The sequence below is a fragment of the Stieleria tagensis genome (assembly GCF_024129865.1).
In the GTDB taxonomy this organism is placed as follows: Bacteria; Planctomycetota; Planctomycetia; order Pirellulales; family Pirellulaceae; genus Stieleria; species Stieleria tagensis.
Map to the genome: position 1 here is coordinate 1 of NZ_JAMYFE010000055.1, position 19,422 is coordinate 19,422.

Consider the following 19,422-nt stretch of genomic DNA (forward strand, 5'->3'; position numbering starts at 1 on the left):
CTTGGTCGGATAAATCCTCCACACCAACGAAGCATCCGAACCGTGGGTTGGTCTTCGATCCAGACCGGCGGTCCGTCATGGATTGCTTTACTTAAATCCACATTGATTCTCCGTGCCTTGGTGCCTCCGTGAGATCGTGGTTTCGGAGTCTCTCACAGAGGCACAAAGGCACGGCGGACGAAATAAAACCCCCAGCCCCTTTTAGGTTTCCGTCGCGACTCGGTCATCGCCGCCGTTCATCGTATAGAGCAAGCAGAGGTTGCCACAGATAGACACGGATGCACACGGATGAATTGCTCCCGCCATCTGTGTAGATCAGTGTTCATCTGTGGCTGATATCGGATGCAGAATCTGGCGTTGCGTCGATCACCCGGGGTGAATCCGGGGACAGAACATGTCGATGTTTGGCGTGCCGTGGGGAGATTGCTCGTCCCCACAAAGCTCCTTTGGGCACCGCCGGCGGATCTTATTCCGCTAGAGCGTTTGTTCTGCTTTCCTGAGCAAGCACTGGTTCCAGGTCGGCAATCTGATGCTTTGTTTTTGCCGCAGGCGTGTTGGCGGAGGAAGTGATCTTGGATGCGTCAACGCCCTGTCGGTTGGCAAGGCGTTTGGGACGCCGCTTTCGCCACCAGACCATCGCGCCGCTGAAATAAAGAATCGCGGGGCTAAGACCGAGAACCAAGATGACCCAACGACCGGCTAAGCCAAACGCTTCTCCGTTGTGCAACGGAAATTGCCAGGCGAAAAAGGCGTCCGCTGCGGTGAATTTCGCTGGACTTCGCACGTCGAGTACCTCGCCGGTGTATTGGTCCAAAAAGACTTGCGATCGCCCGAAACTCTGCTGGACTTCATTCGATTGACGGAACGCAACTTCATAAGTCCCGTCGTCGCCTGATGGTGGATGCAGGTGGTCAAAGGTCGCCCCTGGAAACGTCCGCTTCGCAATCTCGATTGCTTGATCCGGCGACAAGGGTTGTTTGGATGCTTGATTCTTAGACGTCATCTCCGAGTCGGGTTCGGTCACGGCTGCGAACGTTTTGGCAGCGGCCGTGAAGACACCAGGAAACTCCATGTATACGCCGGTGAAGGTGACAACCGTCAGCAGCGCTGCGCTCACAATGCCGATCGTCTTGTGAAGGTCGTAATTAAAACGGCGGCCGCGCCGAACCGCAAAGGCGGCGCGCCAGCTGTGCTTCCAAAGTGGCCACCACAAAACGATGCCGGTTGCAATCGAGACGAGCACGATCACGCCGATCGAGCCCACCAAAATCGAGCCGATCCGTCCGGCGACCAATTGATAGTGCAGTCGATAGATCCATGACATTAAATCCTGGCCCCAGACTCGTTGCCCCGTTACGACACCGGAATACGGATCGACATGTACACCCACAAACTCGCGTCCCGCATTTCCGCGGCGACTGAACCACACCGTCCAAACGCCATTTTCCACCCGGGGACGACTGACCGCGACGGCGGGTTTTGCGGAGTCGTTGTAGGCAGATTCAGCGGCATCAATGACCTGGGCGACCGAGCGTGGTTGCCCGCTGCCCTGGGTGAGCAACAATTCTGGATTCAACCATTCATCGATCGCATGATCGAATACCAGTAGACTGCCCGTCAAACCGATCAGTACAAAAACCAGACCGACGGTTAAACCAAGCCACCGATGGATCACCAGCCAAATCTTACGCAACCGAAAGCTCGTTCCAGCTTTCCTGTCGACGGATGATTTGACGCTTGAACGGTGGTCAGTCATTTTTCGCTGCCCTGCTCGGGACCACGGGGAAGACTGCGCGAGCGTGATCCCTGTCGCTTCTGTTTCAACGTCACGCCCGTGATGTCGATGCTGGCAATGGCATTGTCACCTTCCGTGATATTGACCTTCCACTGCGATTCAGTGGGGCGGTCGAATTTTCCGTCGAGTTGATCAATCATCGCCAAATCCATTTTGGTCACGTCGACGGGCCAAGTGACTGTGACGTCATACTCACCCACTGGCGCGCCGTCATCGGCTTCGTACGTCTTCAGGCTAAAGTTGCCCTGTTCGTCCGCGATGCCGTAGGGCCGCGAATTGCGGACGTCGACTTTGCGATTGACCGCGTGCAAGGTGACGACCGCGCCGCTTGCCGCTGCGCCGTTGACCGTGATTTTTCCGGTCGCAGGATACGTCTCGGCGTGCCAATCGTTGCCGCAACCGGTTAGCAAACACGAAGCCAATAGGGAGCCAAGTATCAATGTGTATTTCATCGTGATTCCCTAAAACTCGCCGACCACTTCGTGACCATCGATGGAAGTCAACGCACTGAGCAAGTCCATGTCGATGTTCTCCGTCATGAAACGCACGGAGCCATCGGCCAGGCTGACTTGAATGCCTCCGGTATGAAAGGAATAGGGAGCTCCGTACAAGTTGCTGACGTTGATGATCTCCGTGCCAACGAACCAAGTGACGTTCGGCTCAGCGGTGCTGGGGTCCAGGTCGACCTGATAAGGGTAGAGCCAGCCGGAATTGAAGTGACCGGCCCATGCGCGATACTCCGAGCCCCACCAAGACGGTGCGACTGCCGTGCGCCCCTGAACGTAAAGCGCGGCGCGACCAGCCGTTTCATATTGCAAGATCGTATTCGTCAGGCCGTCGGTGACATCGCGGAACTTGCGGATTTCGTTCTGTTCAAACATGGAACGATTCGGGGTTGAGTCAGTGATCCAACCGGTGTCGCTACGGATGTGGCCGTAGTCGGAGGTTTGGAATTGATTCCCAGGTTCACTCTGGCCCGCTTCGGGGCTGGACGGGCACTGATAGGCTGTGGGCATGTTGGTCGCCATGTCGGCATTGTCCAGGTCATCCCAGCGGACGTTGTAGTCATATTGGCTTTCCGCGCTGCCGCCTTCCAGATACGGAAGCACAGCAACATTGGCGTGGGCCACGTGAATCGGCGACGCGTAGAGCCCGTCCCAATCGACCCAAGCCGGCGGCAGGCTTTTGTGGGCGGACTCATAGTTGTGCATCGCCAGTGCAATCTGCTTCAAATTGTTGCTGCACGACATTCGTCGAGCGGCCTCGCGGGCGGATTGAACGGCGGGCAGAAGCAATCCGACCAGGATGCCAATAATGGCGATCACGACGAGCAGTTCAATCAGTGTGAACGCAGCTCGGCGGCGGGGCGATCCCCAGGTGGAGGAACCAGTCAAACTCATGTGTGTCTTACTCCCAGTCAGCGGAAAGCCCTTTGCGGGCATAGCGGATGCGTGTTGAACGTGCCCGCACGTGGGGGGGGGCACCGATTCGCTCTTGGCTGGCTGGGGCCGCATGCTGCGACGGCTGGCTTGCTATGCGAAGATATTGAGAATCAAACTCAATAGGCCGGGGAGTTTAGCAGCCGGAGCATTGGTGTCAAGTCGCGCCCTCTCAAACCACCCGGCTCCGGTTTAGGCTGCCATTTTCACCACTGGTGAACATCAATCAGCTTGGCTTGACGCGGTGTCAAAACCCGAACCCGAGTTGCCGACGATGCCGTTGCTCGCACGGCAAGACGGAAAGCTTTGCCGTCTTGCCGTGCGGGCGAGCGACGAAACAGCAACAGCGTGACGAGGGGAGGATTCTGCGTCAGCATTGTTGGGGCGGTAAACTCACCTGACAAAATCAAATTCGTATTGGAGAAAGTGAAAAGCTCGTCAGTCAAAGGAGCATCAAACGCGCCTGGCTCTGACTATTTTGAATGCGTCACGCGCCAACAATGGTTTCCAGCGTGCAGTATCATCGCACGACTTGATGTCGCATTTAGGTGATGTGATTTGAACCTTTCTGGAGCAACTTCATGGCTACAAAGAAACTTTCGCAGAAGTCAGCAACTCGCGCCCTCGCGGATTTGAGAGAGGGTAATGAGCGTTTTGTCAAAGAGAACTTCAATGATCCCGTGCTCGATACCACGCTTCGCAATGTTAAGCGTCGAGAGCAACTGGTCGACGGGCAACTGCCATGGGCCGTCGTTCTTTGTTGTGCTGACAGTCGTGTTCCTCCGGAATTCGTTTTCGACTGTGGGCTAGGCGAGATTTTTACCATTCGTGTCGCTGGCAACATTGCCAATCCGGAATCTATCGCCAGCATCGAGTATGCTGCGATAAAATCCATCGGCAAGATTGGTGCGAATCTAGTCGTGGTGCTTGGCCATGAGGGATGTGGTGCGGTCAAGGCAGCAATAGAAAACGCAGCCGCTACGAAGCCAGCGAACCTCGGTCGGCATATCAACGGCTTGCTGAGCTACCTGACCCCAGCCGTCAGCAAGCTATCGCCGAAGAGTGTTATGGAATTCAACAACAAGTCGACCAGCAAGAAGAAAAAAGACAGCACGCTCAACGCGGCGGTCAAATCCAACGCGCTGAACTCCGTGTCCGAACTGAATTCTCTGTCGTCAAAGATTTCTGACGAAAGCGGAGTGATAGTAGTCCCCGCGATCTATCGGCTGGCGACCGGCAAGGTCGATTTTTTCGAAGCATAGCAAAATGAGGTATGGCCCGAATGCGGCGTTCTGTGGGAGTCGAGTACGAGTACCGCAATGCTGAGTACGAGTACAAGTACGATCAAGACGAGCCAGGACAATACGTTGGACCAAAGACGCCGAGTGGCATCGTCTCAAGTTGAAGTGAATCCGTGAATCCGGGGACAGGGCATGTCGATGGTTGGCCTGCCGTGGGGAGATTGCACGCAACAAGCGCGGTAGTATCGACGTGGTCGCTAGCGATTCAACCTCGCAAAGCGCTGTGGAGGTGCTCTGTCCCCACAAGCCCGTCGTCCCCACAAACCCCGAACTGTGCATCTGTCGTTTGAAGGATCGCAATGAGTGCTTTCGGGGCAATAAAAAAGCCCGCTTTCGCGGGCTTTTTTCAAGTGGGCGATACAGAACTCGAATCTGTGACCTCCACGATGTCAACGTGGCGCTCTAACCAACTGAGCTAATCGCCCGAAGCGGCTGAAGAGGACCTGGGTCGAAGTCCTCTTGCGGTAACGGATCAGATCGGTCTTGCGCCGCTGAGACTTCAGCGAGATCGCTCAAAGATCTGAATGCGTAGTCTGAAACGATCCGGCGGAATCGTCAAGATGGTCCGGTGGCAGGTTTGTAAAGAAACAAAGACTTGCCCGGTTGCCGCCAGAGGACTACAAATTTGGATGGTTCAGGCGTTTTTTCTTTCCACCCCCCATCGCGAACATGTCTCGATTCTTTGCCGGAATGTGCTGCGGTGCGTTGCTGTTGTTTGTGGTCATGCACTACCACATCGTGCATGGCAACAATGGCGTGGTGCTGGTCCCCAAGTTGAAGAACAACCTGTCGGGGGTCTACACGGACATCCGTCAGTTCGAATTGAACGACTGGAAGCAACACAAGTCGTTGGCGGCTGCGATCATGCAGAGCAATCAGGCGGATTTACTGGAAGATTCTGCTTACAGTGGTTTTGGCGATTCGATGCGTGGGTTGGTGGACAATCTGTTCAGTAATGACTGAGGTTGCGACGGCAACTCGGTTGCAAAATTCCCGTTTGAAACGGCTGCGACGCCCCATCTGGGCTTGGTCAACGGCGGATGCGGTTTGCCGATGAAGCGGTCGGTGGTCGGCAGCCGATTCATCCTATTGGACCTCATTCCTGTCGCTGGGCGAAATTTTTTGCCGCCGCAGCCCGACGGGACGATTGCCGACGGCATTGGTGGGGTCTGGTCCGCCGATGCACATTCGGCGGTTGCTTGCTCCTCCCCCCTACGGTGATTTTCCACGGGTTCGACTCTATGGCTCTCTATCGCAATCGTTATTTCCTAAGCGGGATTCTGTTGATCTTGCTGGGGCTACAATTTCGACGCGTCGAATCGTTCGTGCTCAACGAGAAAACGACTCGCATGGTCGCCAAGGTGACCAAGACCCCGTTGGTCGACAATTCCACGACGCTGGGAACGATTTTTGAACCGGTCACACCGATCCCCCGCAAAAAGGTCACGCCACCAAGATGGGTGGGTCTGTCAATGATCGCGGTCGGCTGCGTGATCACGTTCCATGCCTTTTCGATCCCCAAACACCGTCCGGGATGAGTGCCGGGCGGAAGTTTGCGAATCGCTGTCAAAGTTGTTAAGCTAACACCCGGTTGAGCAAGAAAAATGGAGTTTGGGCGGTATCAACCTTGAAACCGAGCGTTCTGTCGAATCAATGGGTTGCCTGCATGGACCGTTGATCGTTCGCTGGGTCAAAACAAGTGCCCTTTAGATGAGGCTCCCAAGCCCCCATGGTCAAGGCTCCGATCTTTGAGATCCGTTTTCTGGAATCAGAACTGGTGATCTCTCCCTCTCTTGACGCTCTCAACCGGCGGAAGTTGGCCGTTCAACTGTCCGCTCGAGTGGTCGAGGCGATGGATCAACCGCGGCCGGACATGTTGACCGATGTTGTCATCGATCTAGAACAGGTCACTTGGATTAGCAGTGTCGGGCTGAACGAGTTGATTCAGCTGCAGACGCGGGCGCGTGGATCAGGGATTTCGATGCGGCTGCGTTCATTGAACCAAGCGGTCCGCGACGTCTTTCGAATCACTCGTTTGGAACGAATGTTCGAATTCGAGGAGGAAGCCGCTAGAAATGACGACTCTCTCAAGCCAAATTCATTGGCATCTGCGGTTTCTGGCTGATGCGTGACGCCGCCGCGGTGGGTTGCGTTAGACTGGAACCCTACACTTCTTGTCCTCGAGGTAACTGGTCATTGGCATGACATCAGCCGACGCCGTCTGGACGTTTCGACGAGAGATCCCGAGTGACACATCGATTGGCAGTTCGCTGGTGAGCGAATTGCTGGATGCGATGATGTTGCGTGAATGGCCACCCACGGACCTGTTCCGCACGCAGCTGGCATACGAAGAAGCCATCGTGAATGCGATCCGTCACGGCAATCGGTGCGATCCCGACAAGACCGTGATGGTGGAAATGTCCTGTGATGACCAACGGGCCACCATCCAAATCACCGATCAGGGCGAGGGGTTTGACCCCAAGGATGTTCCGGATCCACGCCAAGACGACTTGCTGGAAGCCCCCGGTGGCCGCGGCGTGCTGTTGATCAGCGAGATCATGAACGAAGTGTCGTACAACGATCGTGGCAACCAGATCACGATGGTGAAGATCAAAGGCGATAACCCCCCGGTCGAAGATTAAGTCGCGGTGCAGGACGGTGGGGTAGGGCCAACGAGTCGGGGTGGTTACCGTCAAAGCGGAGTTTCCGAAGTTGCACCTGGGTTACTGGGAATGCGCCAGGTTGCATTTGCCCTAATGGAAATGCGCCAGGTTGCACCTGGCCTACTGGGAATGTGCCGGGTTGCACTTGGGCTACTGGAGGCCGGTCATGGTGGATTTGCCGCTGGAGAATTCGCCGACGGGCAATCCGGACTGTTGCAGCACCGAGACGAATAGATTGGCTAGTGGGTAGTTGTTGTCGCGGTCAAACGCCAAGTGTTGGCCGTGTCGAAAGCCGCCACCGCCCAGCAGGACCGGCAGGTTGCGGTTGTCATGGCTGGACGCGTTGCCCAAGTTACTGGTCACCAGTACCGAGGTGTGGTCGAGCAGTGAGCCGCCGGTTTCTTGGACGCCATTGAGTTCGCGTAGGAAATCGCCATAGGAAGCGATGATGTTTTCTTCGATCAAAGCCAACTGCGCCATCTTTTCCGCATCGCGACCGTGGTGGCTGAGCGTGTGATAGCCTTCATTGACGCCTTCGATCGGCACTTTACTGTTGGCCCCCGGCAGGTTCAACGTGATGAAGCGTGTCGAATCAGTCTGCAGTGCCAACTTCATCACGCTTAGCATCATTGCTTGGCATCCGACCAAGTCATTGCCGTCGGGTGGTGTGGGTGGTTTGGCGTCGACAACCGGCTTGGGAAGTTTCGCCCAGCGCTCGTTAGCCGCCATCCGTTTTTCCAATTCACGAACGCTGCTGAAATAGGAATCCAGTCGGTCGCGGTCACCGCTGCCTAAATCACGTTGCAAGCGTTTGGCGTCTTCGTTGACCACGTCCATGATGCTACGCCCGCTGCGGATTCGATCGGCTTGACGCAACCGTTCCTTGGGCGTTTCGTTGATAAACAGTTTTGCAAACAACTTTGCCGGCGAGCTTTCCGCGGCAATCATGGCGCCGGTGTCGGTGTACGAAGGGCTTTGCGTGCCGCTGGTGCTAAGCACCAATGACGGGTAACGCGTTGTGTCGCCCAAGTGTTTTGCCAACAACTGGTCCACCGAGATCGTGTTTTTGGCGCTGCCGCTGTTACCGATCGGTGTGGCGGTCAAGATGCTTGCTTCGGCGCGGTGACCGTTGGACACGTCGGGGTGACTGCTGCCGGAGACGACGGTGAATTTGTCGCGTAGGTCAGCCAATGGAGCCAAGTAGCGCGAGGGGGTGTAGTCCGTCCCGGCTTGTTGGGGAACCAAGTTCTCACCTAATAAACCCAGCCCGATGGAGATCGAGACGAATCGCTGGGGGTCGGGTTTGGAATCGGATCCGCGCGCCTGGTGCATCGCACTCAGCCAGGGCAGTGCCATGGCAACACCGCTGCCGCGCAGCACGGTTCGGCGCGCCAGTCGCGTGCGTGTGCTGTGGAAACGTCCAGGTTTAGAGGGGGAAGCTGACATGGTGGGACTTATTTGTTTAGGAACGGTTGGCTGGTGACGACGGCTTCGATCAAGGAGCGAAGCGGGAAGTGTTCTGCACGTGTTTGGGCAACGATGTTGTCGAGCGCTTTGCGATCGGAAAAACTGGTGTCGCGCCCCGTGCCATAGGTCAAGACTTTGGCGGCAAAATTTCGAGCCACTTGGTCGTCAAGTGTTGCGGCCAAATCACGGAACTCGTAAAACGAATCGAAGGGGCGACCGTCGGCCAGTTCATACGCCGAGTCGACTTTGGGCCCCGGCTTTAACGATTTGTTTTTGCGGGTGATGTAGTGATCGCGCCAGCGGCCGGCGGCATCGAAATGTTCGAGCGCAAACCCTGGCGGATCAATCTTGGCGTGACAGGCCGCGCACTCGGTTTGCGAGCGGTGTTTTTCCAGCATCTGTCGAACGGTTGTCGCGCCACGCACATCGGGCTCGATCGCGGGAATGTTCTCCGGTGGATCAGGAATTGGGAAACCCAGCAACCGATCACAAACCCAGACGCCGCGAACGACCGGCGAGGTGTTGCTACCGTTGGCGGTGACTTTCAAAATCGAACCGTGAGTCATCAAGCCGCCGCGAAACGGATGATCGGCCAGCGACACGCGCTGCCACTGATTCGGTTCGATATCGCAATCGATTTCGTAGTACCGTGCCAAGCGATCGTTCAGCCAGGTGAAATCGGAATCGACCAGCACTCGCGCCGGCAGGTTTTCTTGCAGCGCGGTTTCCAAGTAGCGGTAGGTTTCGCCTAGCATCGCATTCTGCACGACCAGATCAAACTCTCGGTACATCCGCCGATCGGGTTCGGTGAAGCTGATGTCGGCTAGGTCCAGCCATTGATCTGCAAAATCATGGACGAAGCGTTGTAGGTTTTCGCCTTGGAGTAAGCGACGGGTTTGGGCAACGATCACCTGCGGGTCTGACAGTTTGCCTGCCGTGGCCAGGTCGCGCAGTGTTTGATCCGGAGCGCGACCGGTCAGCAGGTAACTCAAGCGGTTCGCGACGGCATCATCGTCCAGTCGTCCCGGGGATTCGGTGAAGTAGACAAACCGTGGTGAACAGAGCACCGCGCGATAGGTTTGGATCAACGTTTCGATCGGGTCCGCTTGCTGTTGCAGTCCGTCATCGATCATCTGTTGGTAGGGCGCCAACATCTCGGTTGTGACCGAGCGACGAAAGGCAGCGGTGGCAAACGTTTTCAGTTGAGCGCTCAGGTCGTCGCCGGGCGACTTGCTGTCGAGCAAGAATCGCTTGACTTTGGTGTCCCAGTGAACCTTCAACTCACCGAACAGCGAATCGCGAACGTCTTGGGGTTTGCCACCGGGATAGATCCGCTGGATCGTCAACTGGTGCATCGCAACGCCAGGCACGTCTTGCGGTTCGGCTTCACCGACACCGACTTGCCCGCCTTTGAACTTCGCTTTCTTGATCGTGTTGTCAGCCGGTCGGATCTCCAACATGTGACCGGCTTCGATCCAGGCATCAAAGACATAGGTGTCTGGGGTGGAGGTCGCTTCGAAACTGCCGATCCAATGCATCAACGGTGATCGTGAGGAACATTCGCCACTGCGAATCGAGCACCACAGATTTTTATCTTTGGGGGCTTTGATCGAAGAAGCATCCAATGTGATCCGGTACCAACCGGCTTGGTCGAGTCGGCTGTGCGAGATGCGGCCATAGAACGCCATGTCGCTGGACCAGATGACGGCGGCACCCTGGCGCAGTTCCGGGTCACGGTTGCGTTGGCCTTTGCGTTTGTTAGCGATCCGTGTGGCGGGCATCGAAAGAACCCTGTCGTTGGATTGTTCTTTCGCGCGATCCAGTGCGATGTCCAGTGCCGTGTCGATCACGCGCAAGTGATCTTCCAGATGGTAGTGCGACATCGATTGGGAATCGGCGATGTTGCGAAAGCCATCGGTGCGTGGTTCTTCGGGCATCAACCGCGCCAAGGGCACGTCGATTGACAGCAGGTCGCACAATGTCGATTGCAATTGGTCGTTTGTCAGCCGACGTGAACGAACTCGCCCCAACCTCTCGAACTCAGCCGACTGACTTTGATCCATCCACTGAGATGCGGCTTTTAAAAACGCGGCTTTGGGTTTGCCATCGAGTTCACCGTATTCTTCCGGTGGCATTTCACCTGAACTGATTCGATCGAACACTCTGACCCAACGGTGCATGTCGTTGGCATTGGTCAATCCGTGTTGAGCAGCATGTCGCAGTGAATTCAGATCGAACCCACCTTCGCCGTCAGTGCCATCGTGGCAATCGATGCAGTTCTCGCGCAGGAACGGCATCAATCCTTTGTCGGCTGCTTTCGCCGTTGGAACGCGATTGCCGGCGGCGGGTGAAGTTGCATCCGGATTGGCAGCCACAACGTCCGCCGAAGCGGTCGCAAATGACAGGCCGGTCAGCAGCGCCACGACAACCCGCCAAGTCTTCTCAGCCAGGGTCTTCTGAGCCAAAGTTTGACGAGAGTGGGCGCGGCCGAGTGAATGATGAATGAAGTCAGGCTTCATTGGCTGTGTTGGCGAAGGAGGGCGGGGCGGGAGGGCGGCAAGCTGGCACTTCGGCTGCGGGAGGGCGGCAAGCTGGCACTTCGGCTGATGTCATTCAGCAGTGCCATTTGTTGGTTACCGTCGTTTGATTATAGCGGGTTGATCACCGATTCTGGATGGATTTATCGTTTCCTGTGGAGCTGGAATACGGTGTGTGGCTGATTCCTGGCTACGCCACTCTCTATTTAGGCGGTATTCTGGGCAAAGTTCCGTTGGATTTTTCGAATTTGATCCTTCACTGATCGTTCCTGACCGCTGTCCGCAAAGGCGTCTGAGATGCTGTTAGCAGAGCCTCCTGAAACCGAATACGACCTACGATTCACGCTGCTGGGGTTCCCCATTCGAGTCGCCTGGACGTTTTGGCTGGGCGCGGTGGTGTTCGGGCATAGTTTGTGCCAAGCGTTCGCGAACCAGAACCTGGGTATCGGTCCACTGCTGATTGCCTGGACAATGTGTCTGTTGGTTTCAATTTTGATCCATGAAATCGGTCATGCGCTGGCGTTTCGACTCTATGGAATCCAATCATCGATTGTGCTGTATCACTTTGGCGGGCTGGCGATCCCGACCAGCACCTACACGCCTGGTCGATCGATCACGCGCATCGGTGAAAAGGAACAGTTGGTGATCGCGTTTGCGGGGCCGGCGTTGCAGTTGTTGTCGGCATTGGTGTTGATCTTGGCGGTGCGTTTTTCTGGCTACCAAGTTGCCATTTTCGAGTGGATGCCGGCCAACTTGAATCGAATTCCATGGGTCACCGAAGGCAAGGCCATAGATAGCCACGGTCTGCTTGCGCTGGTGTCTTTTTACGTCTTCCCGAGTGTGGTTTGGGCGCTGTTGAACTTAGTTCCTGTTTGGCCACTTGATGGCGGCCGTATCGCGCGCAGTTTAGTCGTGATGAATGGGGGAACGATCGCACACTCGCTTTGGATCAGTGTGTTCTGTAGCGCAGCGCTGGCGTTCTACGCGTTCACTCATGGGCAACCGATGATGGCGATCTTCTTTGGCATGTTTGCCTTCAGCAGTTACCAGATGTTGGCTCCGATGAACAACAGTTGGCATTAAATCCAAAGCGTCAAACAAGCGGACAAGGGAAACATCTCATTTTTTTGCAAAAACTTTTGCTTGCATGTTTTGATCGATCGCGCTGTTTCAATCAACGCGGTTGAGCAGCGGTCCAAGCATGTTCGCGCGATCGATTGCAACAGCGCTGAAACCTGAATGTCGCCAGCATCGGTATGCAACATCGATCGTGTTGCAAAACGCACAACGCATTGCTGTATCAATGTTTGCGTCAACGTCATTGAATCGCGATGCGTGATGATGTTCGATGACAGATTGATCACTGGTTGCATCAAGTGTATGTGCGTGATGGGCGTTGCGCGAGCGTCCACGGATGCCACATCGGACATCGTCCGTAACAAAAACGCGCTTTCGTGCAAGCACAAATTTTATAAAAACGTGTTGCGGAATTTGTCGCGGCGCGTACAAATACCGCAAGTTTACGTCACGCAATGTTGACTGTTCAGTTGGATGACTGACTTCGATGTTGCATGACACTTGCTGACGAATGGTGAGCCGTGGCCGGTGGCTTGTCGGGGAACGTTCCCGCGCAAGTCACAATGACTCGCCATCGTCGTCCAATTCCGCGGAGGAAGATCGTGGCAAAGAAGAAAGCGACCAAGAAGAAGGCTGCTAAGAAAAAAGCGACCAAGAAAAAGGTAACCAAGAAGGCCGCTAAGAAGAAAGCGACCAAGAAGAAGGCTACCAAGAAGAAGGCCGTCAAAAAGAAAGCGACCAAGAAGAAAGCAACCAAGAAAAAGGCTGCAAAAAAGAAAGCAACCAAGAAAAAGGCCACCAAGAAAAAGGTGACCAAGAAGAAGGCTGCTAAGAAGCGTCGCTAGACTCCTTCGTTTTGCCGATCGTTTCACTCGATCGGCCCCATCCATTCATCAAACCGCCTCGAAGATCGATTCTGGGCGGTTTTTTCATGCGCCGATGGCATCGTTTAGAGTGTCGGCAGCGTCGGTTTGGGTGGTGCGGCCGCGTTTCGCGACGCCAGCGTGCGAACCATGGCCTGCGTGATTTTCTCCAGCGGGCCGCGTGCCACATCATCGCTTGCAATCACTTGCGGCAGCCGACCTTCGTCGCCGGCAACTCGCAATTTGATGTCGATCGGTAAACCGCCCAGGAACGAAACGTCCATCTCGTCGGCTTTTTCGCGGGCTCCGCCTTGGCCAAAGATGTCGTAGGTCTTGCCACAGTCCGGGCACAGGAAGCCGCTCATGTTTTCGACCATTCCCAAGATTGGAATGTTGACCTTGCGGAACATCGCAATCGCTTTCACCGCGTCCAACAACGCCACTTCCTGCGGCGTGCAGACGACCACACTTCCCGCCAGCGGGATCGCTTGTGAAAGTGTCAAGGCGACATCGCCGGTGCCCGGTGGCATGTCGATGATCAGGTAATCCAGTTCACCCCATTCGGTCATGCCCAGGAACTGATTGATCGAACCGTGCAACATCGGTCCTCGCCAAATCACAGCCTCGTTCGGATCGACCAGGAATCCCATCGACATCACCGGCATCGGCGGCAGGTCGCTGTCGTCTTTCAGCATGATCGGGTCGATGCGTTTGGATTCGCTAAACCCGGGGCGTCCGGAGAGCCCCAACAAGTGTGGAATGCTGGGGCCGTAGACATCGGCATCCATCAGTCCGACTTTGCAGCCGAACTGGCGGAGGGTGAGTGCGATTGATGCGGCGACGGTGCTTTTACCGACACCGCCTTTGCCGCTACCGACAGCAATCACGCTTTTGGCGCGCAGCGCGGTTTGGCCGACACGTGTGGCCGGACGGGCGTGCAGTTGAAATGTCAAATTGACAGTGACGCCTGGAAAGGCAGCGACCAATTTGGACTCGAGCGCCTCTTTCACGTCGGCTTGGATGGGGCGCGAGTGGGATGAGATTCCGATCGTTGCGTTGATGGTTTGGCCGCTGACTTCGACCGAGCCAATTTGTCCCATCGAACCCATCGGGCGCCCGGTTTCGGGGTCGCGGTGGCTGTCGAGGATGTCGCGGACGGTGGATTCGGAGAGTTCAGGCATGGCAGTGGTTCGCGCAAGGCGGGGTGAGGAATCAAGAGCGCCATGCAGTCTAAGGCGATTGGCAACATTCGAGTAGCGTGGTGGGCCGGTCGCAAGTTGGTGTGGAGGATTTATCCGACCGGCATGAACTCTCGCAGAAAACCCTCGCCCGAGTCGGATAAATCCTCCACACCAGCGCCGTTGAAGTTGCCCGTGATGCGTCGGGTTTGGAAGAAGGCATGCTCCCTCGCGCAAACAGGCACGGCTTCAAAACCAAACTCCCGGGGGGGCTGGGTTCGAGTCGTTGTAAAACGAAAAAAAGCGGCTCGACAGCGAACTGCCGAGCCGCTTTCGCGGATCACGTCTGAAGACCAGCACCCGGGTGAGTCACCCGGCTGCTACGCATCGCTTTATCAGCGGACGTAGCGGGCACTGGCTTGAATGACGCGACGCTTTTGTGAGATGCTGGCACTCGGATCAACGATCGGAGCGGGCGGCATGGGAGCAGCTTCAGCAGCGGGAGCTGCGGTCGGTGCGGAGTAAGGAACCGCAGCTCCACATCCACATCCGGAAGCACAACCACTGTCGCAGCCGCCATCACAGCAAGAGCTTTTCTTGTGCAGGTTGCCGAACAGCTTTTTCAGCAGTCCGCCGCACTTCTTGGTGCTGCAGCCGCTGTCGCAACCCGAGTCGCAACCGTTGTCGCATCCGCAAGGAGCGGCAACTTCGCAGCCACAAGCGGGAGCCGATCCGCATCCGCAAGAAGCAGCTGATTCACAGCCACATGCGGGTTCGAAGCAGCTTTTCTTGCGGTGGTTGAACAGACCGGCCAACAGGCCGCCTTTCTTGCCACAGCCACACGAAGGTGTTTCGCAGCCGCATGCTGGTTCAGCAGCACAGCCGCCACATGCAGGTGCTTCGCAACCGCATGCTGGTTCGCCACAGCCTAACAGGCCAGAAGCACAACCAAACGCGGGGGCTTCGCAGCCACAGGCAGGTTCTGAGCAGCCGCAGTCAGCAGGTGCAGCGGCACAGCCGCCACAAGCCGGGGCTTCGCAGCCGCACGCCGGTTCCGCTTCGCAGCCACAAGGGGCAGCAGCACAACCAGAATCGCAGCAGGAAGAGCCGTTGCAGCCCTTCATCAATTTTTGGAGCAAGTCCATCCCTTGGGTTTGGCAACAAGCAGTCGTACCAATCACAAGAGCAAAAGTCATTAGTGTCCGGATCATCGGAACCACGTCTCCCTAATTTGTTACGCGGGTCGATTTGAAAAGCTTTTTTCGTGTTCTTTCGACTAGTCATTCCAGGTGCGGTCGCGGGGCGAAGTTGCCTGCGGTCGCACCTGAAAACACCCGTCGAGCACAGATGGACTGTGGTGTGGGGCACACATTCCATCGACTTCGCTCTGCTCGATGACGGCCGTTGCGGTGGAGCAATGGCACGTCGATTAATCGACCATTCGAAATCACACTCGAAACTCTCTTCAAGTCCTTTCGACGCGTCCTGTGCGTCGAAAAATACTGGGTCGATCCCGCTGCCGGCCGTTGCGTGGTGGCAAGTGGTCAGCAGCCTGGATCACTAGACGTATCGGATCTGTACTTGCCCAGGATCACTGTTCCGTGTCATTTTAGCTACCTTGCGAAGCTTTACTGGCTGGGGAAACAGGCCCGCGTTTCCGGCTTGCTCGCGATCGTTGGGTTGTCCGCGTAGAACAGTTGGCCCGATCGGTATAAACTACCCAGATCCAGGCCGCGGTGACGGAAAACCACCACTTTCGAAGCGTCGGCTTTCAAGGGTATCCACCCGCTTTGTTTGTAAGTCTGTTTGCGAGTTCCGCCGCTGATGTCTGAAACCGGTCCCCGTGTTGTTGATTTGACCGCTCTACCCGGTGTGCGCTGTCCCTGTGGCATCGCCCGCCGGGCGTTTGCCGACCACCCGGCATTCCCGGGCACTGTTCATCTGACCCAGATCGATCGCAGTGCCAAAACCCACTACCACAAGACGCACACCGAGGTTTACGTCGTTCTGGAATGCGATCAGGACGCCGCAATCGAGCTCGACGGTGTTCTGCACCCGCTGCGTCCCAAGACGTCCGTGCTGATCCCGCCGGGCACCCGCCACCGTGCCGTCGGCCAAATGCAAGTTTTGATCGTTTGTCAGCCCGAATTTGATCCGGCCGATGAACACTTCGACTAACCACCCGTTCGGGCCATGGTCGCCCGCTAACATGGTTTCTAGGCAACCTCTGTCGCTATGATGGTTGTCAGATCAGAATAACAGCTTCAAATACCCCTTCCCCAAAAATCCATCCCACCCCATGACGCTTCCGACTCCGAATCCCCATCGACGTCCGTTTGCGGCGCTATTCAGTTTGGCCGTTGTGTCGACCATTGTGCTGACTTCACTGTCGCAAGTGGCTGCACAAGCAGCGGACTGGCCTTATTGGCGCGGGCCAGAAATGAATGGCACCGCCCAGGCCAGCGGGCTTCCCGATAATTGGGATCCGGATGGTGGTGAAGGGAGCAACCTGTTGTGGAAGCGTGACGATCTTGGCGGTCCCTGCACCCCGGTTGTGATGGACGGGCGGTTGTACACGATTCAGCGTCATTTGCCGGGGACATCGCGTGAAGGCGAACGCGTGGTTTGCTTGGACGCCAAAACCGGCGAAACGATTTGGGAGAATGATTACAACGTCTGGTTGTCGGATGTACCCACCGAGCGGATCGGTTGGTCCAGCGTCGTTGGCGACCCGGAAACTGGAAACGTCTACGCACTCGGTGCCTGTGACATCTTCCAGTGCATCGACGGCAAAACGGGCGAGACGTTGTGGAAGGTCCCGCTGCACGAGCAGTTCGGCATGCTCAGCACGTATGGTGGGCGAACCAATTTCCCAATCATCCACGAAGATTTGGTGATCATCAGCGGGATCATCATCAACTGGGGTGAATACGCCAAACCGAACCACCGCCTGTTGGCGATGAACAAGTTAACGGGCGAGTTCGTTTGGTTTAGCGGTACACGCGATCTGCCGTATGACACGACCTATTCTGCACCCAGCCTGGCGACGATTGATGGTCAACGTCAGTTGATCATGGGTGCCGGGGATGGATCCGTTTGGGGATTCCAACCGCGTACCGGCAAACCACTGTGGCATTACGAACTCTCGCGTCGCGGAATTTTCGCAACACCATTGGTCGTCGGTGACCAAGTTTTCTGTAGCCATAGCGAAGAAAACGCCGGCGGTGCGTTCAATGTGATGGGCGGCGTGGCCGGCCTGCGGATCTCTGGCACCGGTGACCAAACCAAAGCCACCGAATTGTGGAAGCAATTTGAAGTGGTGGCCGGATACAGTGAACCGGTGTACGTCGATGGCAAACTGTATCTGGTGGACGATCGTTGCAAGATGTGGGTGTTTGACAGCGAGACCGGCGAGGCAATTGTTGAACGCAAGGGGTTTGTCGGCAGTCGCCAGCGTTCGGCGCTGTTGTACGCCGACGGGAAAATTTACGTCACGACGGAAAATGGTCGTTGGGCGATTGTCGAACCGACCGAGGACGGATTCGAAGTTCTCAATAAAGGCCGGATCCGCGACACCGGTTTCGCCGGTTCCCCGATCGTCGCCGACGGCCGACTGTATTTCCCCAGCACCAACACGCTGTACTGCGTCGGTACCGATGCCGGAAAACAAACCCCCGTCGTGATGGCCGATTCGCTGGGCACCGAAACGGCCGTCAGCGAAGACAGCAAGATTGCACAGGTGCAAATCGTGCCCTGCGAAGCCTTGCTCCAGCCAGGCCAGTCGATCGATTACACCGTCAACGTGTTCAACGCCATCGGCCAGCAATTGGAAACCCCCGCTGACGTTAGTTTTGAAGTCACCAGCGGGGCATCCGTTGACGGTAATACGTTGACCGCCGATGCGGATGTCGCCCATTCCGGCGTGACCGTCACCGCAACAGTCGCCGGCGCCACCGGGATCGCCCGGGCCCGCATCGTGCCCGCGTTGCCCTGGAAGTTCACCTTCGACAAACTTAGCGATCCACCACTCTCCTGGGTCGGTGCCCGCTATCGTCACGTGATCCGAGACATCGACGGATCACCCGTGCTGACCAAGATCACGACGATCCCTAAAGGTGCCCGCAGCCGATTGTGGATGGGGCCCAGCGATCTGAAGGAATACACGATCACCGCTGACGTTCGCGGCAAGCGGACCCTGGACCAGTTGCCTGACATCGGGTTGACCGCACACGGATATGTGCTCGACTTGATGGGGCAAAGTCAAGATTTCCCCAATAGCCAGCAACTGCAAATTCGCACCTGGTCGGCCCAATTGCGGATGGCCAAAACGGTCGAATTCCCCTGGCAAGAGGACAAGTGGTACCGGATGAAATTCCGTGTCGACTTGGAAAGCGAGCCGCCGGCAACCGTCGCCGTCTTGCGTGGCAAAGTTTGGCCGCGGGACGAGGAAGAACCCAAGGAATGGACGATCACCGCTCGTGACGAAGCGCCCAATTTGAACAGCAGCCCCGGGCTGTACGGCAATGCCAAGGTCGCAGAACTGTACCTGGACAATATCGAAGTCGTCCCGAACAGTGATGAATAGAATCCCTGGCCTGATTTGATCCCACAGCGGGTGATCGCCCTGTTTGTCGCTTTATTTCTAGAGCGAGTGAGCGATTGCCTGCCCCCCACCCCGAAATAACGTTCCTACCCTACATTCAAGGTCGATTGACCACATCGCAATGCGAAAACAAGAACTCTCGGCATTCTCGATGATTGTGGCGGCTTCCCTGCTAGGCTCACTGGCAACGGCAGCGCTCAGCGGTTGCAAACCACCCACCGCCGTTCCCCGTGCCGCCCAGTCGAGCAATGCCACGCTCAGTAATGCAACCGGTTCGGCCACCGCGGTCGAGTGGTCCGCCAATACGACGGCAGCAGGCAGCAACGTCACGGTCACCAGCAACAACGTCACCGCCGCCGTCGAAACGCCCGTCACGGAAGTACCGATTGCCAAAGTCGTCGAGGCAAAACCAGTCGAGACCAAAGCGGCAGCCGCTCCGGTGGCCAAAATGGCGGCCAAGCCCGTCGACACCGCCAAGCCCAGTGACACCGCCAAACCC

At 56.5% G+C, this 19,422-nt stretch carries 16 protein-coding genes, 1 tRNA gene and 1 pseudogene; 11 read left to right on the plus strand and 7 right to left on the minus strand.

The genetic code is table 11. The features are described 5' to 3' along the window. Window positions 1–466: 466 nt before the first annotated feature. The 3 genes from NHH03_RS13835 to NHH03_RS13845 are packed head-to-tail and all read right to left on the minus strand — an operon-like array spanning window position 467 to window position 3,195. A complete protein-coding gene (locus tag NHH03_RS13835; protein ID WP_253157045.1) occupies window positions 467–1,693 on the minus strand; it encodes a PepSY-associated TM helix domain-containing protein in 1,227 nt (408 codons plus the stop codon). 59 nt (window positions 1,694–1,752) lie between these two features. Then, window positions 1,753–2,247 (minus strand): hypothetical protein, encoded by a 495-nt coding sequence (locus NHH03_RS13840; RefSeq protein ID WP_253157047.1) that lies wholly within the window; start codon window positions 2,245–2,247, stop codon window positions 1,753–1,755. A gap of 9 nt (window positions 2,248–2,256) precedes the next feature. Continuing rightward, window positions 2,257–3,195, minus strand: coding sequence for a DUF1559 domain-containing protein (locus NHH03_RS13845; protein WP_253157049.1), 939 nt, complete (start codon window positions 3,193–3,195; stop codon window positions 2,257–2,259). Between the two features lie 620 nt (window positions 3,196–3,815). On the opposite strand from NHH03_RS13845, the gene NHH03_RS13850 reads away from it, so the two are divergent. Beyond that, complete coding sequence (locus NHH03_RS13850) at window positions 3,816–4,496, plus strand: carbonic anhydrase (RefSeq protein WP_253157051.1); 681 nt, start codon at window positions 3,816–3,818, stop codon at window positions 4,494–4,496. Window positions 4,497–4,886: 390 nt separating this feature from the next. On the opposite strand, the gene NHH03_RS13855 is transcribed toward NHH03_RS13850, so the two are convergent. Beyond that, a tRNA-Val gene (locus NHH03_RS13855) sits at window positions 4,887–4,960 on the minus strand. Window positions 4,961–5,204: 244 nt separating this feature from the next. Between NHH03_RS13855 and NHH03_RS13860 the strand changes: the two genes are divergently transcribed. The 4 genes from NHH03_RS13860 (at window position 5,205) to NHH03_RS13875 (ending at window position 7,177) form a co-directional block, all read left to right on the plus strand. After that, a complete protein-coding gene (locus tag NHH03_RS13860) occupies window positions 5,205–5,498 on the plus strand; it encodes a hypothetical protein (RefSeq protein WP_253157053.1) in 294 nt (97 codons plus the stop codon). Between the two features lie 278 nt (window positions 5,499–5,776). Continuing rightward, window positions 5,777–6,073 carry a hypothetical protein gene (locus NHH03_RS13865; protein WP_253157054.1) on the plus strand — a complete coding sequence of 99 codons (297 nt, stop codon included), beginning with the start codon at window positions 5,777–5,779 and terminating at the stop codon, window positions 6,071–6,073. 191 nt (window positions 6,074–6,264) lie between these two features. Further along, window positions 6,265–6,660, plus strand: a complete 396-nt coding sequence (locus tag NHH03_RS13870) for an STAS domain-containing protein (protein ID WP_253157056.1) — start codon at window positions 6,265–6,267, stop codon at window positions 6,658–6,660. A 76-nt stretch (window positions 6,661–6,736) separates the two neighbouring features. Further along, the gene (locus NHH03_RS13875; protein WP_253157058.1) at window positions 6,737–7,177 is read left to right on the plus strand and encodes an ATP-binding protein; all 441 of its coding nucleotides are present in this window, start codon (window positions 6,737–6,739) and stop codon (window positions 7,175–7,177) included. 171 nt (window positions 7,178–7,348) lie between these two features. Here NHH03_RS13875 and NHH03_RS13880 read toward each other — a convergent pair whose 3' ends face one another. Beyond that, the gene (locus NHH03_RS13880; protein WP_253157060.1) at window positions 7,349–8,644 is read right to left on the minus strand and encodes a DUF1552 domain-containing protein; all 1,296 of its coding nucleotides are present in this window, start codon (window positions 8,642–8,644) and stop codon (window positions 7,349–7,351) included. A gap of 8 nt (window positions 8,645–8,652) precedes the next feature. After that, entirely contained in the window at window positions 8,653–11,184 is a 2,532-nt protein-coding gene (locus tag NHH03_RS13885) for a DUF1588 domain-containing protein (RefSeq protein WP_253157062.1), read from the minus strand. Window positions 11,185–11,339: 155 nt separating this feature from the next. Between NHH03_RS13885 and NHH03_RS27960 the strand changes: the two genes are divergently transcribed. The 3 genes from NHH03_RS27960 (at window position 11,340) to NHH03_RS13895 (ending at window position 13,124) form a co-directional block, all read left to right on the plus strand. After that, entirely contained in the window at window positions 11,340–11,465 is a 126-nt protein-coding gene (locus NHH03_RS27960) for a hypothetical protein (protein ID WP_261364274.1), read from the plus strand. Window positions 11,466–11,499: 34 nt separating this feature from the next. Then, window positions 11,500–12,285, plus strand: a complete 786-nt coding sequence (locus NHH03_RS13890; protein WP_253157064.1) for a site-2 protease family protein — start codon at window positions 11,500–11,502, stop codon at window positions 12,283–12,285. Between the two features lie 596 nt (window positions 12,286–12,881). Beyond that, a complete protein-coding gene (locus tag NHH03_RS13895) occupies window positions 12,882–13,124 on the plus strand; it encodes a hypothetical protein (RefSeq protein ID WP_253157066.1) in 243 nt (80 codons plus the stop codon). A 104-nt stretch (window positions 13,125–13,228) separates the two neighbouring features. On the opposite strand, the gene NHH03_RS13900 is transcribed toward NHH03_RS13895, so the two are convergent. Further along, a complete protein-coding gene (locus NHH03_RS13900) occupies window positions 13,229–14,323 on the minus strand; it encodes an Mrp/NBP35 family ATP-binding protein (protein ID WP_253157068.1) in 1,095 nt (364 codons plus the stop codon). A 1,821-nt stretch (window positions 14,324–16,144) separates the two neighbouring features. Here NHH03_RS13900 and NHH03_RS13905 point away from each other — a divergent pair. The 3 genes and pseudogenes from NHH03_RS13905 to NHH03_RS13915 form a co-directional block, all read left to right on the plus strand. Then, window positions 16,145–16,498, plus strand: coding sequence for a cupin domain-containing protein (locus NHH03_RS13905; protein ID WP_253157070.1), 354 nt, complete (start codon window positions 16,145–16,147; stop codon window positions 16,496–16,498). A gap of 121 nt (window positions 16,499–16,619) precedes the next feature. Then, window positions 16,620–18,905 (plus strand): outer membrane protein assembly factor BamB family protein, encoded by a 2,286-nt coding sequence (locus NHH03_RS13910; protein ID WP_253157072.1) that lies wholly within the window; start codon window positions 16,620–16,622, stop codon window positions 18,903–18,905. A gap of 139 nt (window positions 18,906–19,044) precedes the next feature. After that, window positions 19,045–19,422 (plus strand): annotated as a pseudogene (locus tag NHH03_RS13915) (hypothetical protein); the annotation flags it as partial.

Excerpts from the sequence above, each read along its gene's own strand:
- NHH03_RS13840 (WP_253157047.1), bottom strand. The coding sequence starts at position 2,247 with ATGAAATACACATTGATACTTGGCTCCCTATTGGCTTCGTGTTTGCTA.
- NHH03_RS13845 (WP_253157049.1), bottom strand. The coding sequence starts at position 3,195 with ATGAGTTTGACTGGTTCCTCCACCTGGGGATCGCCCCGCCGCCGAGCT.
- NHH03_RS13850 (WP_253157051.1), top strand. The coding sequence starts at position 3,816 with ATGGCTACAAAGAAACTTTCGCAGAAGTCAGCAACTCGCGCCCTCGCG.
- NHH03_RS13860 (WP_253157053.1), top strand. The coding sequence starts at position 5,205 with ATGTCTCGATTCTTTGCCGGAATGTGCTGCGGTGCGTTGCTGTTGTTT.
- NHH03_RS13865 (WP_253157054.1), top strand. The coding sequence starts at position 5,777 with ATGGCTCTCTATCGCAATCGTTATTTCCTAAGCGGGATTCTGTTGATC.
- NHH03_RS13870 (WP_253157056.1), top strand. The coding sequence starts at position 6,265 with ATGGTCAAGGCTCCGATCTTTGAGATCCGTTTTCTGGAATCAGAACTG.
- NHH03_RS13875 (WP_253157058.1), top strand. The coding sequence starts at position 6,737 with ATGACATCAGCCGACGCCGTCTGGACGTTTCGACGAGAGATCCCGAGT.
- NHH03_RS13880 (WP_253157060.1), bottom strand. The coding sequence starts at position 8,644 with ATGTCAGCTTCCCCCTCTAAACCTGGACGTTTCCACAGCACACGCACG.
- NHH03_RS13885 (WP_253157062.1), bottom strand. The coding sequence starts at position 11,184 with ATGAAGCCTGACTTCATTCATCATTCACTCGGCCGCGCCCACTCTCGT.
- NHH03_RS27960 (WP_261364274.1), top strand. The coding sequence starts at position 11,340 with ATGGATTTATCGTTTCCTGTGGAGCTGGAATACGGTGTGTGGCTGATT.
- NHH03_RS13890 (WP_253157064.1), top strand. The coding sequence starts at position 11,500 with ATGCTGTTAGCAGAGCCTCCTGAAACCGAATACGACCTACGATTCACG.
- NHH03_RS13900 (WP_253157068.1), bottom strand. The coding sequence starts at position 14,323 with ATGCCTGAACTCTCCGAATCCACCGTCCGCGACATCCTCGACAGCCAC.
- NHH03_RS13905 (WP_253157070.1), top strand. The coding sequence starts at position 16,145 with ATGTCTGAAACCGGTCCCCGTGTTGTTGATTTGACCGCTCTACCCGGT.
- NHH03_RS13910 (WP_253157072.1), top strand. The coding sequence starts at position 16,620 with ATGACGCTTCCGACTCCGAATCCCCATCGACGTCCGTTTGCGGCGCTA.